This window comes from Stenotrophomonas sp. GD03958, assembly GCF_029839005.1.
GTDB classification, from domain to species: Bacteria; Pseudomonadota; Gammaproteobacteria; order Xanthomonadales; family Xanthomonadaceae; genus Stenotrophomonas; species Stenotrophomonas hibiscicola.
On the sequence record NZ_JAOBZT010000002.1, the window covers coordinates 23,830 to 38,077 of the forward strand.

Genomic DNA, 14,248 nt, shown 5'->3' on the forward strand with positions numbered 1-14,248 from the left:
TTAAACGCGCGCGCGCTGACCATCCCACCAGTTGGCTACATCGCGCACGTCGAGTACCCCGTTGATAGGCCTTGGCGCGTCGCCCCGTGCGATCCAGTTCTGCAGGGTCTTCATGGTCATCTTGGGAAAGAACTCCTCGCGGAACTTCTCCACCGTCATCGTGGGGCCGTACTGCCCGTAGAGCAGCCAAAAGGTCGAGTGTTCAGCTGCGGCCATGCGGGCCTCCTTCCTTCGGTAGCCGGCCGTCCTTCCAACGGCCGTTCTCGTTGTAGCGAATGTGCTGGTAGCGGCCGGTCAGCCGGTGGCGGCGCTCCGTCGGCCAGCTGAGCCAGTTGCGCGCGGTGATGCGCCAGAAAAGGCGGTCAATCCATGCCATTGGTCGGGCCCCCCACCTTCTTCCAGCGCGGATTGGTCAGGCCGTCGTGGTAATGCTGTAAGGCCAGCGTTCCCATCTCGGTGTCCACGGCGAGCAGCTGACCAGTGAGGCGTTCGGCCACCACCAGGACGCGCTCGATCGCGCCGTCAATTTCCTCGCAGGTGAATCTGTACCAGCCCGGTTCCGTCGGCACTTGGTCCATCCACGGCTGCGGAGACGAGAGGACAGGCGGCGGCGCTGCAGCCGTTTGTGAGCCGAGCAGGGCCGGCTGCAGGACGTGGCGCGCGCCGACGACTTCGAGCCCGGCATCGAAGCCGGGGCCGGCTTCAACGTCCACGATGGCGCCCTCCTGCTTGACCAGCAGCTTCTCCAACGCCTTGACTGCGGCCCGCACGTACTTAGGCACCGCTTCGGCCCGCTTATAGCTGTCCACGAGGCGCGCCTTTGCCTCGGCGCTGGGCTCAGGCATAGGCCCGAGACCTCTGAGCGTTTCGACCATCTCCTGCGGCGTCTGGCCGACTTCGCCGCGAACCCATGCCAGGAGTCTGCGTAGGTGGTTGGTCTGCGCCCGCGTCAGGTTGGGCTTCATCGATCACCTCCCGGCGTACCGCGCCAAACGAAGTCGCCCTTGTCCTCAGCCATCAGTGGCTCGCTGGCTTTGCACGGACACTCGAGCCCAATCAGGTGTTCGGCAACAGGTCGCCAGAAGTTGCGGACCACTCCGTTCGGGACGTGGTTGTCTTCCTCGGCGCCATCGATTTCGAAGTCGGCAAGCACCTGCTTTGCATCACTGGAACTGCAGCGCTTCCCGTCACGGCTGATACTGATGTGATACTCCGGCCCTTTGTCGGGCTCGCCCGGATCGGTGGCCACTTCGACAGCGGAAATGACGTTCAGCCCCCTGGCTGGGTGGCGGAATCGGCGCCCGGCATACCCGAGAGTTACCCACATCGGCGGCGGCGGCAGCTCTACCCAGCCGCGGTCAGCTTTCGGCTGTTTCGGGGTGATGATCTCGATCATTTGCCCACCTGCGGGCGTTCTTCCAGCGTGTCGGCCCAGCCGGGGAAGAAGCTCAGCCCGCGAGCCTCGCGAATCCCGAAGTCGCTATCCCAGCCGTCATAGCTGCCAAACGTCTCGGTGTGCGGCCGGCGCTTGAACCAGCACCAGCGGCCATCGCTGTCCATCGCCCGGTAGTTGTAGCCATCCGGGGCCTCGGCCCAGCTGGGCGGCGGTGGGTTCGGGATGGTGGTCCCGATGCCGTGCGCACGCTCGGCCGCACGGATTGCCCAGGTCCCGTAGTCCTCCGGCGTCCAGCCGTCCTGCAAGGTCGGCAGGAGACCGGTCACTGTGGTGGCTGGCAGCGGCGCGCGCTGCAGAATCGCAATGGTCTGTGCTGCCCGTTCGAGTAGCTCGGCGCTGATCCGGTCGGTGGTGGTCCCGCCCGGCTGGCGGAGCGTGGCTGCTGCCGAGCGAAGCTCAGCCATCTGCGCGTAAATTTCAGACGCTGTCATGCCACTCTCCTCGTGCAATTTACGGCCGTAATCGCTGCCAGTACCTTCAGCTCGCTCTTAGGGATGAACTGGCCCAGCTCCATCGCCGAGAGGTAGTACACATACAGTCCCTTTGACCCTCGGTCCTGCACGTAACGCACGACCTGCCGGCCATGCAGTTCGAGGACATAGATGCCGTCGTAGCGCCATTCAGTGCGGGACAGGTCTGCGAGCAGAACGTCACCCTTTTCAAAGCGCGGTGCATTGAGGTTGTCCCGCACCAGGATGTGAGCGCAGCCCTCGGCCGGCGGCGGGAATGCCACCGACGTATGCACTTGGAGTGCTGCCGGCACAGCCTCGCGAATCGTCATCACGTTCATGCCATCGCTCCTTTCACTTGCATGGCCCGCAGCCGCTTGAGCAGCAGGTGGTAGGTCCAGTCGTCGCACTTGCGAATGTGCTTCCACGCCTTGCGTCGCGCGGTCCCTGGCGTGATGGGCCGGCCAGCTTTCTCGGCCTCCTTTGCGAAGTCATCGGCAGCAACCTGCACTGCCGCATTCAGTTCAGCTACCGCCTTACGTTCCTCTGCATCTTTCTGGCGCTTGACTTCGCGCTCGCGCGCCTTTGCACGTCGAGCCTGAGCAGCCTCGTTGTACCGACGGTCGTCCCTCTTCTTCGCGGCGGCGAGTTCGCGGGCGGGAAATGCCAGTGGCAGCATCTCGGTTGTGTCGTCGCAGGCTGTGGCGAACCAGTGAACCCCGCGCCGCCGGTGGTAGATGGCTTCGCCGAACATGCAATAGGGGTGATCGGGATTTGGATCATCCGGGGTCCAGCCCAGCTCCCGTGCCCGGGTGATCAGCGCAGGAGCGGCAACCTCTTCCACCACAACTCGTCCAGCATCGTCGTGGTAGCAGAGGCGGAACGTTTCGTCCTGATGCTCCGCCAGCCAGACGATGCCGGGGAGCATGTAGGAGACCAGGTCGCGGCCGGTCAGCCCCCGCGCCAACAGGCGATCGATGGGGCTCGTGTCGGCGCTCATAGGACCCCCTCCGCCACCTTGCACAGTGCGACGGCGCGCTCGTGCGTCATGCTTACGGCTGCTGCAATGCCCCGCGGGAACTCCTCGTTGCCAAGCGGACCGTTCTCAATCACGAACTGCAGCAGGTCCCTCATGTCAGCGACGCCCACGTACAACTCGTGAAGCGCCTGGGTTACGGCTTCGCGGCTCTCGCCGTCATGGGTACTGGTCGCTGCCCGGCTCACTGCTCCACCCCCACCGCAGCGGCAGCAGTGTCGAGAATCTCGCCGATATGCACGACCGCCAGTGCGGCGTGGTCGGCAATGACGTTCACTGAGGACGACTGAACGTCGCTCAGGTCGCCCTCGCACAGAATGTCGGTATACGCGGTCAATTTCCGGAGGTGCAGCCTGATGAGATTCATCTGCCCAGCGTCGAGGGACACTGCGGGGCTGCCCGGGGATACACTGTTGTTGGCCATGTCTGCTTCCTTGATCTCGTCGATTGCGGGGCGGCTTGGTTGACGGCTCGGGCGTTGGCGCGCTCGGGCCGTCACTGTTTTGGTGCGGTGATTTCCAGATGGCGCGGCGCCCGGATACCGATTCGGGCCTTCCCGTCGCGCGCTGCGAGAACGACGAGGTGGATGCTCTCCCCGATGTGGATCTCGCCTTCCTCGTATTGCTTGATGACACGGCATCCGGAAGCGGGGTGATCGCTACCCTGGGGTGGCGTCGGAATTTTCCTACTCACTTTTCAGGTTTCCTTGGTTCTGGTCGGCGTGAGAAACTGCAAAAGTTGGGGCAGATGCGTCACTCGGTACGGCAACGCAAAAAACGGCACCGGGATGGTTCGCGGCGACGATCTCTGCGATTCGCAGTGGCACAACAGCCGACGCCGTGAGGACGACTAGGATCCAACCCACGCGAATCAGCGTAGAGACCTTGCGGTCCGATCCGTGGGCGTAACCGGCCTTAATGCAGCGGCGGTTAGAGTTCATCCCGGCAACCTCGAGCGCGTCCCAAGGCGGTAGCCGAATCCGCCTCGAAAGCAGCGGAGACGATGCTCAACCGGCAGCAGTAGGGGTCGACGTCCGGGAATGCGACCAGGACAGTCGCCTGGTCGGCATGATCAAGAAGGCTGAAACCTCGGCTCGGAAGACGGCTCTCATAGCGCTTCCGAAGGGTGTTCAGTTGGCGCACCAGCCTGTGCTTACTGCGCCAGGTGTCCCTTGTTGCGTGCATCTCTGTGGCTCCCATCAACCGCGGGTTGCGGCGACAGGGTTAGATTAGGCATTGCTAATCGAAGACGCAATAGGGATCGCTAATTTACTCTGACTAATTTCTAAACTCGTTCAGAAATGCGCATTAGGCGATCTGACGCGCGCTGTACTGGACCACCGCCTTGCCCGCGATGAACAAGTCGTCCGGTGCCGCGTAGGGCGGGAAGAGCGGGTTGGCGCTAACGATGTACACGCCGTCGGACCGGCGCTGCAGCCCCTTGATCTGAGTTTCGCCGCCAATGTTGATCACGTAGATGGCATCGCCGTCGAAGTAGTCGACGGCGGTGTCGACCATGACTACGTCGCCGTTGTTGATGATCGGTGCCATCGACGGGCCTCGGCCAGTGATGAGCTTGAGCCGGCCTGGTTTCGGCAGATAGCCCAGGCGTTGCCGGATATCCCACTCGGCGTAATCCATGCTCCGAATCACTTCCGGGAATTCCTCATTCACGACCCCTGCGCCCATGCCTGCTGCTCCATCAAGTAGCTCGAGGCGAAGGTATCCGGGTGGTGTCTCACGGACGGAGAGCGGCGGCGCGTCCGGAGCATCGTCGATAGACCCCTCGCCTGTAGCAAGCCACAAGGCCGGCACCCCAAGGACACGCGCAGCCTTGACCAAGGCATCTCCCCTGATCGACTGCGATTTCCCGCTCAGCCAGCCGCTCACACTCGGGGCGGAAACCCCAGCGGCCTTGGCCAGTTCAAGTTGAGAGACGCCTGCGCGCGCCAGCGCCGTGCGAAGCCGGGTTGAGAGATCCATGGTTAGGGTCTGTGAATGGAATTAGGCAATGTTACGCACGAAGTCGTTGTAAAGTAAATTAGGAACTGCTAATCTCCTTCGCCATGACCACGACTACCCACGTTTCCGCGATCAGCGATCCCGTACAGGCATCGCAACTGATCGATTCCCTCGGGGGCACGAAGCGAGTCGCTGCCTTGTGCTCCGTCAGAGCCCCTTCAATCAGCCAGTGGCGCAGGCGGGGTATTCCCCGGCCCTGGGCGCTGTTCTTCCAAGCCAAGTTCCCCGACAAGTTCGACGCCGATGGCAATGTCGTAGCCGGGGCTGACCCAGTCGCGGCTGGGTAATCAACTCTGCTGAGGCCGACGGAACGGCCCGGGCGCAGTGAAGGAAAGCGTGCATCCCTGGCGTGGTAGTGGCCGCTCGGGTGTCTGGCGCGAGAACCCAACGTCCAGATACGACGAAGCCCCCGCTGTCGGGCAGACATGCGCGGAGGCTTCGTTCAGAGCGAGGCCACTATGCCATACCACGAATCCGATGCAAACCTGCATGGCCAGGGACCGCGTCCCTATGGCGAAGTCATGCAGGAAGCGCTTACTCGCATCCAGGAGCGCCATGCCAGGCCCTTGGTCAAGCTGCAGGAGCGCCTTCCCGACGGCCGAATCGCGGTAGAGATCTACGACCGGACCCGCCCGGGCGACGAACCCACCTACGACTTCTACTGTTCCGGCCCGCAGCAGGCGCTGGAGTGGATCCAGCAAATGTCAAGCAAGCGCTGGATCACCGCAGAGCACTTGGGCGCCTTCGCCACGTTGATGATTGCCGCATTCCCGGAAGTCTCGGGGGCATCGGCGTGAGCGTTCAGGCGATGACATGGGCGCTGGACCAGCAGGACGTGACCGACTCGATTTCCCGACACGTGTTGCTCTGCCTCGCCAACTATGCGGACAAGGACGGCAAAAACGCATTCCCGTCGGCATCCACGCTCGCGCAGGACACCGGCTTGGCGGTTCGCACGGTGCGTGTCCGGCTCGCCCAACTGCTGGAGGCGGGCATCATCAGGAAGGGCAATCAGGTGATCGTGGCTGCCCACATCCCGGCTGCCGATCGCCGTCCCGTTTGCTATGACCTCGTCATGTCACGGGGTGCACCACATGCACCCCGTGAGGGGGAACGGGGTGCATGCCACGACACCAACGGGGTGCACGCCACGACCGAACGGGGTGCACGGCGTGCACCCAATCCGTCATATAACCATCAGAAAGAAAACCGTACCCCTGTAGTCCCCGGCGGGGACGACACAGCTGATTCGCTTGCTCTGGAGAATCCGGCCAGCGAGGAAGGAACCGATCCCCTCGAGGCCATCGTCACGGCGTACAACCGCATCTTGGGAAACCGCCCAGGTTGCCGAGCCAGCCTCACGACTACGCCGAAGCTCTCCCGCGCGCTGGGTAGAGCCTCCACCTTGGCGCAGACGGTGTGCAAGCAGCATGGGCTGGTGTTTGAGCCGGCCGAGTTTTGGGAGGTCTACTTCACGTCCTGCCTGGACGACAAGTGGCTGCGTGGCGACACGCCCAACCCCAACAACCCCAAGTGGAAGCAGAGCCTGCCGACGCTGATCGATGAGGACCGGTTCGCGCAGATCATGGACACGGTCCTGTCGGAGATGCTGGAGGGCCGGGAATGAGGCGCGAGGACTTTGACGCCGAATCGGCCGTGCTCGCTTGCCTGCTTCGGGACGGGCAAGCGTACTGGCGGATCGCCGACTTCCTGTCGTGCGACGACTTCACCAACGCCGGGAACCAACGGTTGTTCAGGACGCTCCAGCACGAAATCACCGCAGGACGACCGACCGACGCAGTCACCATCGGCGAGCTCGATGGTGGGTTGGCCACCCTTGCGCTGGATATCGATTCGACCTCCATCGGCAACCCGAGGTTCATCCGCAGCTATGCCGAGTTGGTCAGCAAGCGACAGCTGCTGCGCCGACTCCGCGCAGCCGGCCGCATGATCGCCAATCTTGAGCCGGACGAGGATGTTTTCGGCGAGGCGCAGCGAATCCTGGCCTCGTGCGCACCACGGATCACATCGGGTGGCCCGAAGCACATCAGCGAGTTCGTCCGTCAGTCCATGCGCGGCCTGACCGATCGCGCGCATTCTGACCGTGATCTCACGGGCGTTCCGACCGGCTATGCCCCATTGGATGACTTGACCGGCGGCTGGCAGCCAACGGACCTGATCATCATCGCGGCGCGGCCCAGTGTGGGTAAGTCCGCGTTCTCGCTGCAGTCGATCCTGCATGGCACACGGCCAAAGGAAGGTGTGAACGGCTTCATGGCGTCACTGGAAATGTCGGGCGAGCAGTTGGCTGATCGGGCTATTTCCCACATCGGTCGGATCAACGCCGTACACATCCGTCGACCGAAGTTGATGGAGGAGGATGAATGGGACCGGTCCGCTCCAGCGGCCAAGACGCTGATGGAGCACTCGCTGTTCATTGACGAATCCTCGGGCCTGAACGTCGAAGGCATCTCCGCTCGCGCCCGCCAGTTGCACTCGGAGAACCCGCTGGGCTTGATCGCAATCGACTACCTGACCTACATCGACCTGCCTCGCAGGGAGACCACGGAGCAAGGCATTCAGCATGTCACCCGGAGTCTGAAGGGGCTCGCCAAGGAGCTGCGAGTTCCGGTGATCTTGCTTTCGCAGCTGAACCGCGACGGCGACGACGAGCCCAACCTGAAGCACCTGCGCGGGTCCGGCGCGATCGAGCAGGACGCTGACGTGGTGATCTTCCTCCATCGCCCCGACAAGTCCCGCCGCGACGTTGTGAAGGTCAAGGTCGAGAAGCAGCGCAATGGCGCCCTGGGCGAGTTCTACCTGAACGCGATGATGGAGAGGCAGCGCTTCGAGCCTATGGATTGGAACCCGCCGGCTGCACCAGAGCGTAAAACGCTGCGCTCGGTAGGTGCAGCACGGCAGCCAAACCTGCGGAAAAACTGGCAGGAGCGTGACGATGAGTAACTACATCCCTTCGGGGTCTCAGGCACTTCGTCTCTTTGCCGACACCCTCGACCAGCAGGCGGACCGGCTCGACCGCCTGTTGTGGCGGGATCGGGGACAGCGGTCTACGACCGCACAGGCGTACCGCACCTCGGCATCGCTGGCGCGGCAACAGGCGGTGAAGTTGGAGCAGATGGAGAGGCTGGCCGCTGCGCGCGCTGGAGGCGGGAAATGAGCCTGTCGCTGAAGGAGCAGCTGAAACACTGGGGCCACTACCAGGAACATCGGTTCTGCGCACCGCTCGCCCCGGACGAGGCGCCGAGCAGGGACGAACACCCGCTGGCCCGGGCTCAGCAGTTCGCTCAGGGCACGAAGCGTGAACGTCCACCATTGCTCCGTGACGGACACGACCGGCGCATGCTGCTGGGGGCCGGCGCCGGCCGGGTGAATCGCAACGGGGCAGTGCTGCCCGTCGCGCCCTGGGCGGTTGATCCGATCCCATGCACTGAGACCCGCACGCTGGTCTCCCGATCAGCCACCGCCGCCGTGATGGTTGGTTCGCCAGACGAGTATCGATGGATCGACCGCGCGCTGTCCGACCTCTACCGGCAGAACATGGTGCGCGCGCTGGTGGTGCTGGAGGAGTTCACCGGGCGGGGCAGCCAGGCACAGCGGGCCGCAGCCGTCGCCAAGAAGCTCGGCGCCGCATTCACGAAGTGGCAGTACCGAAAGGAGCTGGACAAGGGCATGGCGTTTATGGAGGCGCGGCGCGCATGAGGGATCTGACTTTGGCACAGGCCGCTCGCGATGCGGTGTACCTCTGCGCAGCCTGCGGCGGCGATGGGATCGTCCGAATCAGCGTCACCCGAAACCCCGAAGGAAGCATCCGCCGCCGGCCCAACCTGGTTGCCGCCCAATGGGCTTGGGTGGGTAGCGAATCGCGAGCAAAGCTGCTCGTGCGCCGGCTTCGCAGGCAGTGGGCATCGCGACACGCTCTTGGCGAGGGCTACCGGTTCGACTACGGGTCGGAGGGTGGTGTATTTCGAGCGGGGCTGGATGCGGCGTTCCGTGAGGTGGCCAAGGCGGTCCCGCAATGGGAGAAGCTTGGGCCGGATTCGCTGGTGGTGCTGAAGGCCAGAAGGGCTGGACGCAACTGGCCAAGGGCGTAATCACCGGGATTCCGGTGATTCTGGAGCGTATCCAGAACTGGATAGGCCTAGGGAGATAGACGGAAATCCGTCTATCTTCCGATCGGCGGAACTCTCCGCCGATCTTCTGGGGCGGGATCCACGATTCTGGCTGGGAACTGCCGGGATTTCGGCAGCTGTGTGAAGGTCTGGTTGAAACGCGACCTTTCTCCGGTTTGAAACCGGGCAAACAACCGCCCCCCATACGGAGGACGGTTGGGTTTGGTCAGCGAGGCGGCACCAGATACTTGCCGTTCTTGAGGCCATCGAGGATCGCGTCCTTCACCTTGCGGAACTCGTCCTCGGCCGTGCGGTAGAGGTTGTCCGGCAGGTTTGCCTCAACGAGCCGCCCCTGCAGCTGCGTGCGGCCCATCTCGAAGTTCATTTTCAGGACGTCCGCCATTGCGGCCGGCTCGTTCCTGCGAGGGCTGCCGATGAATGCCAAGAGCGCCCGCTCTTGGGCAACGTCGCGGCCAATAGAGCGTGCGAGTTTCGTCTGATCGTCCGTGTTCAAGCGCGGTTCTCCGCTGTGGGATGAGGCCCAATCGTATCGCTTCTGTCCAGTTTTAGGGCGGCGCAGTGGCGTCAAAACAACGGCGCATTTTTATCGAGAACCGCTGCTAGTATGCGGAAGGTCCAGGATTGGCCGGGGCCGCCAAGGAGCTGGTTATGAATACTGAGAATACTGAACACGCCGGAAGCGACGCAGCGGATTCCCCGCAGGAGTCAATCCTCAACCCAATGCAGTACTCGGATGGCATTCTGCAGATGATTGCTGCAATGGCTCTGGATGGAGTGTCACTGCCGATTACGGTCAACGTCGGAGGCCTGCTTGTCTGCGGCGAAACCATGTCTGGCAAAGACTACATGCGTCAGACCACCGACCAGTTGAAGCAACGCTGCCCGGATGAGGTGACGGCAAACTACTTTGAGAGTGCATTCGAGCAGTTCGCTGCACCGTACGAGAATCTAGAGGACCTTAATATTGGCTTCCTCCACATGAAAAACGTGAGTTATCACTCTGCTGCCGTTGCCGAAGGTGTGCCCAACGGAGCAATTGTTAAGCCTCTTTGGCGCGGTCGTATTAGCCAGATCGACGGGTTCAACTTTGGCCGGCTGGGCGTCTCCCACCCTAGCCAAAGCTGACCAAACGGGGGCCCAGTCGCTTGGGCCCTCCCAGCCATTGCTTGCAGATAGTCGGCAATCTGCACAGGACCCTGAGCGGACTCGCCGCACACACCCACCATGCCCGCACCCAACCTGAAGCCGTGTGTACAAGGCCGCCCGGCCTCCCATCGATGCAGTCCCGAAAAAGGCGCTATGAGTTAGTACTTGACCGTTGCCAACATGATGGTACAGTTCTAGGCAAGGTGGGGAGAGTCCCATCTACGCGGCTCGCCAATCGGCGGGCCGTTTGCGTATCTGGCTCCGTAACTCCGGAAAATGCCGGAGTTGAAGGGCTAGCACGCCAGCGCAATCCGCGCCCATCCGTAAACAAACAGGGCGGCGCCCCGATGCCTGCAAGCACCGGAGCGCCGCCGCCGTACACGCGTTTCAGCCGCGTGCCATTGGCTCAAGCCCTGCCGCTCTCCGGAGAGCGAGTGAAGCTTGCTTAACTAGTGTCGCATGAGCTGAGATTTGAAGACCAAAACACTGTTTCCCTGGCCGGGTGGCAAGACACGCCTGGCGAAGCATCTGCTGCCGCTGATCGACGAGCGGCCACACACCTGCTACGTCGAAGCCTTCGCCGGCAGCGCCGCCATGCTGTTCGAGCGTGCACCGGCCAAGATTGAAGTCCTGAATGACACGCACGGCGAGCTGGTCCGGCTCTACCGCGTGGTGGCCAACCACCTGGACGAATTCGTTCGGCACTTCCGCTGGTCCCTGACGAGCCGGGAGATGTACCGGTGGGCCCAATTGCAGCACGTCGATACGCTGACTGATATCCAGCGCGCCGCGCGGTTCTACTACCTGCAGAAGCTGAGCTTCGGTGGAAAGGTGGACGGGCAGTCGCTGGGCGTTGGCCCGACGGCGGCAAAACGCATCAACCTGCTCCGGCTGGAACAGGATCTGAGTGATGCCCACCTCCGACTGCAGGGCGTCGTGATCGAGCAATTGACCTGGCAGCGCTGCATCGAGAAGTACGACCGGCCCGAAACGTTGTTCCTGCTCGACCCTCCGTACTGGGAGACCACGGGCTATGGAAGCGAGTTCGGCATGGAGCAGTACGAGATGCTGGCTGAAACCATGGGCCAGCTCAAAGGCCGGGCAATCCTGACTATTAACGACCACCCCGCCATGCGCGCGCTGTTCGATCGCTTCAGTCGGGTCAGCGTGCCGATCCGCTACACCGTGGGCGGTGGTCAAGGCGTTGCTCGGAGCGAGCTGATCTACACCACCTAGCCGGGCATTGGGTTCGGCCGGGTATCCATGCCCCGCTCAGCGCGGCGGGGCTGAACCTCCGCAGGAACCGAGATGACGCAGATCACTCCCCAACAGGCTGGCGGCGTGAACGTCGTGGCCTTCCTCGACATGCTGGCTTGGTCCGAAGGTACGGACAACGGCAAGCAGGCCACCAAGGACCGCGGCTATGACGTGATCGTTGGCGGGCAGTTGTTCAAGAGCTACGCCGACCATCCGCGCGTGCTGGTGGACCTGCCGCGGCTGAAGATTCAGTCCACGGCAGCCGGCCGCTACCAGCTGCTGCGCCGCTACTACGACGCTTACAAGAAGACGCTCGGCCTGAAGGATTTCTCGCCGCTGAGCCAGGACCTGATCGCGCTGCAGCAGATCCGGGAGCGTCGCGCGCTGCCGCTGATCCAGGCGGGCAAGATCCCGGAGGCAATTAAGGCGGTCAGCAACATCTGGGCGAGCCTGCCCGGAGCTGGCTACGGCCAGCACGAGCAGAAGCTCGCCGACCTGTTGGCCGTGTACCGCAAGGCCTGCGGGACGGTGGCGCCATGATCGGGGTCGACGTGGATTGGCAGGCAATTGGCACAGCGGTCGGCGGCCTGATGGTTGGGGCTGGCGGTGTGGCGCTGTGGTGGCGCAAGCAGTTCGTAGAGACAGCCAGGGAAGGGGCCGAGGTCAACGTGATCCAGCTGATGCGCGAGGAAGTGACCCGGCTGGGCGAACGGGTTGGTCGCATGGAGGCCAGGGAGCTTCGCCTGATCCGCCACATCTACCGACTGGAAGGGTTGATGCGCGCGGCCGGCTTGGAGCCGCCGCCGTTTGACCCGGACAGCGACACGATCAGAGCAGGAGGTTCGGAATGAACGACAAATGGAATCCGCGCCTGTGGCTGCGGGACTGGTTGAATAAGCCTTCGAAGGCAGAAAGGAGGGCCAAAGATACTCATTCGGCCCTCATGGATCTATGCAAAGAGACGAGCCTTACGGATCCCATCCGACAGTTGCTGAAATGACCTTTTCAGCTTTGTCGCGCATAGCGGCATATTTGGCTTTGCCGATGGCGTGTGCGGATGAGGCGGAATCGCCTTCAAGTGACTCAGCGGCCTTGTAGAAGAGGTTCTCCTCTTCCTTCATCAGGTGGTCGATAGCGATCCGGAACTTGTGAGGCTCTGGATGCGTGGTAATCAGCGCGGATAGCAACAGCTCGAGTGCGCGTTGTTTCCCTTGTGCCTCAAATCCTGTCAAGAAGCTCTTCTCGTCAAAACCAACAATCTCAGTCATTTCGCCCTCCTTGGGCTGTGTCGGTAGCACGCACAGCGTACCCCAGGGAGGGCGACCCATTTATGTAGGTGCCCCATGCTGGACCCACTGCGCCCTTACGCCGACCTGCTCAAGCTGCTGGCGGTCCTGGCGCTGGTCGGCGGCTTGTTCGTTACGGGCTGCCAGCACGGCAGCGACCACCAGGCTGCCAAGGATCAGGAAACCATCGCCAAGGCCGACAACGCGCGCGCTGCCGCAGAGGCTGACGCTGCAGAGAACCTTCGTGCGGCCAACGCCTGCGGCCTCCTGCTGGAGGACGTGAACCGGCAGACGCAGGCATCGATCGATGCTGCCGCGCGTCAGAGGGCGGCAGCCGATGAAGCTGCGCGCCAGGCGGAAGCGGCGGCAGCCGAGAGCAAGCGCCGAGCCGACAAGGCTGAGCAGGCGCTGCAGGCCGCCAAGAGCAAGCCGGCATGCCGGTCCCAACTGGAGATGGCCCTATGCGCCGACATACCGCTGCTTTGATGCTGGTCGCTGCGCTGCCGCTGTGCGGGTTTGGCAGCTGCAGCAAGGCTGCCAAACCGGACATTCCCAAGGTGGTGTACGTCACGGTAGAGAAGCCGGTGGCGCCGCCCGCTGCGTTGACCCGGCAGTGCCCGATCACTCGGGCACAGGATCGGACCGTTGAACAGGTGGTGTCCGCCTACAACGCCAACATCCTGAGCCTGCAGCAGTGCAACAAGCAGTTGGGTGAGATCCGGGAGCTGAGCGTTGACCAGGTGAGGCGATGAACCGTCGGGTTCTGGCCCTTGGCCGGCTGAAGACCGGCGAGATGAACAAGACCGAGGCCGCGTATGCCGAGCACCTGCGCGCGCTGCAGGCGGCAGGCGAGGTGCAGTGGCACCGGTTCGAGGGCATGAAGCTGCGCTTGGCCGACAACACGTTCTACACCCCGGACTTTGCAGTCATGGCTGCCGACGGCGTCATGGAGTGCCACGAGGTGAAGGGCCACTGGCAGGACGATGCACGGGCCAAGATCAAGATTGCCGCGGCCATGTACCCATTCCGCTTCATTGCGGTGAAGGTCAGGCGCAAGCGCGACGGCGGTGGCTGGGAAGTGGAGGAGTTCTGATGGGCGGCCAGTGGCATGGTGGCTGTCATCAACCGTACTCCCAGACTTCGAAATCCCGGTTCCAGATTACGCAGTCCTTTGCCGCATCCGCGATGAGTCGAAGCGCGAGGATGCAGCCGTGTTTAGACGCGTATCCCTTCGGACTGACCGCGATTGGCACTGAGTTGCTGGCTAACAGCTGCCAGTGCCAGCTGCGTTGATGGTCTCTGTAGAGCTCGAATCGAGCCGTATGTTTACGTGGCATGTCTCTGTTCTCTCCACTGCAGGACGACTCGCAACTGAGTGTCTCACCCAAGGTTGAGCACGGTCCATCGGTAGATGGTCACGACGGCGGGGAAATGGGAATGGTCTGA

24 protein-coding genes are annotated in these 14,248 nt (G+C 62.8%); 13 read left to right on the plus strand and 11 right to left on the minus strand.

The features are described 5' to 3' along the window. The 9 genes from N5C25_RS00740 to N5C25_RS00780 all read right to left on the minus strand — a co-directional run bounded on the left by N5C25_RS00740 (position 1) and on the right by N5C25_RS00780 (position 4,923). Entirely contained in the window at positions 1 to 216 is a 216-nt protein-coding gene (locus N5C25_RS00740; protein WP_180874350.1) for a hypothetical protein, read from the minus strand. Next, the gene (locus N5C25_RS00745) at positions 203 to 376 is read right to left on the minus strand and encodes a hypothetical protein (protein ID WP_251103580.1); all 174 of its coding nucleotides are present in this window, start codon (positions 374 to 376) and stop codon (positions 203 to 205) included. Before N5C25_RS00745 ends, N5C25_RS00740 begins: the two co-directional genes overlap by 14 nt. Continuing rightward, the gene (locus N5C25_RS00750; RefSeq protein ID WP_251103579.1) at positions 363 to 965 is read right to left on the minus strand and encodes a hypothetical protein; all 603 of its coding nucleotides are present in this window, start codon (positions 963 to 965) and stop codon (positions 363 to 365) included. The genes N5C25_RS00745 and N5C25_RS00750 overlap by 14 nt, the downstream gene beginning before the upstream one ends. After that, the gene (locus tag N5C25_RS00755) at positions 962 to 1,396 is read right to left on the minus strand and encodes a hypothetical protein (protein ID WP_111203773.1); all 435 of its coding nucleotides are present in this window, start codon (positions 1,394 to 1,396) and stop codon (positions 962 to 964) included. Before N5C25_RS00755 ends, N5C25_RS00750 begins: the two co-directional genes overlap by 4 nt. Further along, positions 1,393 to 1,887: a hypothetical protein gene (locus N5C25_RS00760; RefSeq protein ID WP_279936149.1), complete on the minus strand. Its 495-nt coding sequence runs from the start codon at positions 1,885 to 1,887 to the stop codon at positions 1,393 to 1,395. The genes N5C25_RS00755 and N5C25_RS00760 overlap by 4 nt, the downstream gene beginning before the upstream one ends. Then, a complete protein-coding gene (locus N5C25_RS00765; protein WP_279936150.1) occupies positions 1,884 to 2,246 on the minus strand; it encodes a hypothetical protein in 363 nt (120 codons plus the stop codon). The genes N5C25_RS00760 and N5C25_RS00765 overlap by 4 nt, the downstream gene beginning before the upstream one ends. Further along, entirely contained in the window at positions 2,243 to 2,905 is a 663-nt protein-coding gene (locus N5C25_RS00770; protein WP_251103576.1) for a hypothetical protein, read from the minus strand. The genes N5C25_RS00765 and N5C25_RS00770 overlap by 4 nt, the downstream gene beginning before the upstream one ends. 220 nt (positions 2,906 to 3,125) lie before the next feature. Next, positions 3,126 to 3,365: a hypothetical protein gene (locus N5C25_RS00775; RefSeq protein ID WP_088470396.1), complete on the minus strand. Its 240-nt coding sequence runs from the start codon at positions 3,363 to 3,365 to the stop codon at positions 3,126 to 3,128. 883 nt (positions 3,366 to 4,248) lie between these two features. Further along, positions 4,249 to 4,923 (minus strand): helix-turn-helix transcriptional regulator, encoded by a 675-nt coding sequence (locus tag N5C25_RS00780; RefSeq protein WP_279936151.1) that lies wholly within the window; start codon positions 4,921 to 4,923, stop codon positions 4,249 to 4,251. A 560-nt stretch (positions 4,924 to 5,483) separates the two neighbouring features. Between N5C25_RS00780 and N5C25_RS00785 the strand changes: the two genes are divergently transcribed. Genes N5C25_RS00785 through N5C25_RS00810 form a run of 6 tightly spaced genes read left to right on the plus strand, consistent with a single transcriptional unit; the run spans position 5,484 to position 9,074 of the window. Then, entirely contained in the window at positions 5,484 to 5,759 is a 276-nt protein-coding gene (locus N5C25_RS00785; protein WP_021203783.1) for a hypothetical protein, read from the plus strand. Beyond that, positions 5,756 to 6,589 carry a helix-turn-helix domain-containing protein gene (locus N5C25_RS00790; RefSeq protein ID WP_279936152.1) on the plus strand — a complete coding sequence of 278 codons (834 nt, stop codon included), beginning with the start codon at positions 5,756 to 5,758 and terminating at the stop codon, positions 6,587 to 6,589. Before N5C25_RS00785 ends, N5C25_RS00790 begins: the two co-directional genes overlap by 4 nt. Beyond that, positions 6,586 to 7,926, plus strand: coding sequence for a replicative DNA helicase (locus N5C25_RS00795; protein ID WP_279936153.1), 1,341 nt, complete (start codon positions 6,586 to 6,588; stop codon positions 7,924 to 7,926). Before N5C25_RS00790 ends, N5C25_RS00795 begins: the two co-directional genes overlap by 4 nt. After that, the gene (locus N5C25_RS00800; protein ID WP_180874359.1) at positions 7,919 to 8,140 is read left to right on the plus strand and encodes a hypothetical protein; all 222 of its coding nucleotides are present in this window, start codon (positions 7,919 to 7,921) and stop codon (positions 8,138 to 8,140) included. The genes N5C25_RS00795 and N5C25_RS00800 overlap by 8 nt, the downstream gene beginning before the upstream one ends. After that, the gene (locus N5C25_RS00805; protein WP_180874360.1) at positions 8,137 to 8,682 is read left to right on the plus strand and encodes a hypothetical protein; all 546 of its coding nucleotides are present in this window, start codon (positions 8,137 to 8,139) and stop codon (positions 8,680 to 8,682) included. Before N5C25_RS00800 ends, N5C25_RS00805 begins: the two co-directional genes overlap by 4 nt. Beyond that, positions 8,679 to 9,074 (plus strand): hypothetical protein, encoded by a 396-nt coding sequence (locus tag N5C25_RS00810; RefSeq protein ID WP_180874361.1) that lies wholly within the window; start codon positions 8,679 to 8,681, stop codon positions 9,072 to 9,074. The genes N5C25_RS00805 and N5C25_RS00810 overlap by 4 nt, the downstream gene beginning before the upstream one ends. A gap of 244 nt (positions 9,075 to 9,318) precedes the next feature. Here the strand turns inward: N5C25_RS00810 and N5C25_RS00815 are convergent, their stop codons facing one another. After that, the gene (locus tag N5C25_RS00815; protein WP_180874362.1) at positions 9,319 to 9,606 is read right to left on the minus strand and encodes a hypothetical protein; all 288 of its coding nucleotides are present in this window, start codon (positions 9,604 to 9,606) and stop codon (positions 9,319 to 9,321) included. 155 nt (positions 9,607 to 9,761) lie between these two features. Here N5C25_RS00815 and N5C25_RS00820 point away from each other — a divergent pair, with 155 nt between their 5' ends. The 4 genes from N5C25_RS00820 (at position 9,762) to N5C25_RS00835 (ending at position 12,367) form a co-directional block, all read left to right on the plus strand. Further along, on the plus strand, positions 9,762 to 10,238 hold the full coding sequence (locus tag N5C25_RS00820) for a hypothetical protein (RefSeq protein ID WP_279936154.1): 477 nt from the start codon (positions 9,762 to 9,764) through the stop codon (positions 10,236 to 10,238). 492 nt (positions 10,239 to 10,730) lie between these two features. Next, positions 10,731 to 11,495: a DNA adenine methylase gene (locus N5C25_RS00825; protein ID WP_279936155.1), complete on the plus strand. Its 765-nt coding sequence runs from the start codon at positions 10,731 to 10,733 to the stop codon at positions 11,493 to 11,495. A 72-nt stretch (positions 11,496 to 11,567) separates the two neighbouring features. Further along, on the plus strand, positions 11,568 to 12,056 hold the full coding sequence (locus tag N5C25_RS00830; protein WP_279936156.1) for a glycoside hydrolase family 104 protein: 489 nt from the start codon (positions 11,568 to 11,570) through the stop codon (positions 12,054 to 12,056). Further along, positions 12,053 to 12,367, plus strand: coding sequence for a hypothetical protein (locus N5C25_RS00835; RefSeq protein ID WP_032129818.1), 315 nt, complete (start codon positions 12,053 to 12,055; stop codon positions 12,365 to 12,367). The genes N5C25_RS00830 and N5C25_RS00835 overlap by 4 nt, the downstream gene beginning before the upstream one ends. 117 nt (positions 12,368 to 12,484) lie before the next feature. On the opposite strand, the gene N5C25_RS00840 is transcribed toward N5C25_RS00835, so the two are convergent. Continuing rightward, complete coding sequence (locus tag N5C25_RS00840) at positions 12,485 to 12,784, minus strand: hypothetical protein (RefSeq protein ID WP_100474854.1); 300 nt, start codon at positions 12,782 to 12,784, stop codon at positions 12,485 to 12,487. 75 nt (positions 12,785 to 12,859) lie between these two features. Between N5C25_RS00840 and N5C25_RS00845 the strand changes: the two genes are divergently transcribed. The 3 genes from N5C25_RS00845 to N5C25_RS00855 are packed head-to-tail and all read left to right on the plus strand — an operon-like array spanning position 12,860 to position 13,895. Further along, positions 12,860 to 13,288 (plus strand): hypothetical protein, encoded by a 429-nt coding sequence (locus tag N5C25_RS00845; protein WP_100474853.1) that lies wholly within the window; start codon positions 12,860 to 12,862, stop codon positions 13,286 to 13,288. After that, the gene (locus N5C25_RS00850) at positions 13,264 to 13,554 is read left to right on the plus strand and encodes a hypothetical protein (protein ID WP_279936157.1); all 291 of its coding nucleotides are present in this window, start codon (positions 13,264 to 13,266) and stop codon (positions 13,552 to 13,554) included. The genes N5C25_RS00845 and N5C25_RS00850 overlap by 25 nt, the downstream gene beginning before the upstream one ends. After that, the gene (locus N5C25_RS00855) at positions 13,551 to 13,895 is read left to right on the plus strand and encodes a DUF1064 domain-containing protein (protein ID WP_279936158.1); all 345 of its coding nucleotides are present in this window, start codon (positions 13,551 to 13,553) and stop codon (positions 13,893 to 13,895) included. Before N5C25_RS00850 ends, N5C25_RS00855 begins: the two co-directional genes overlap by 4 nt. Positions 13,896 to 14,248: the final 353 nt, after the last annotated feature.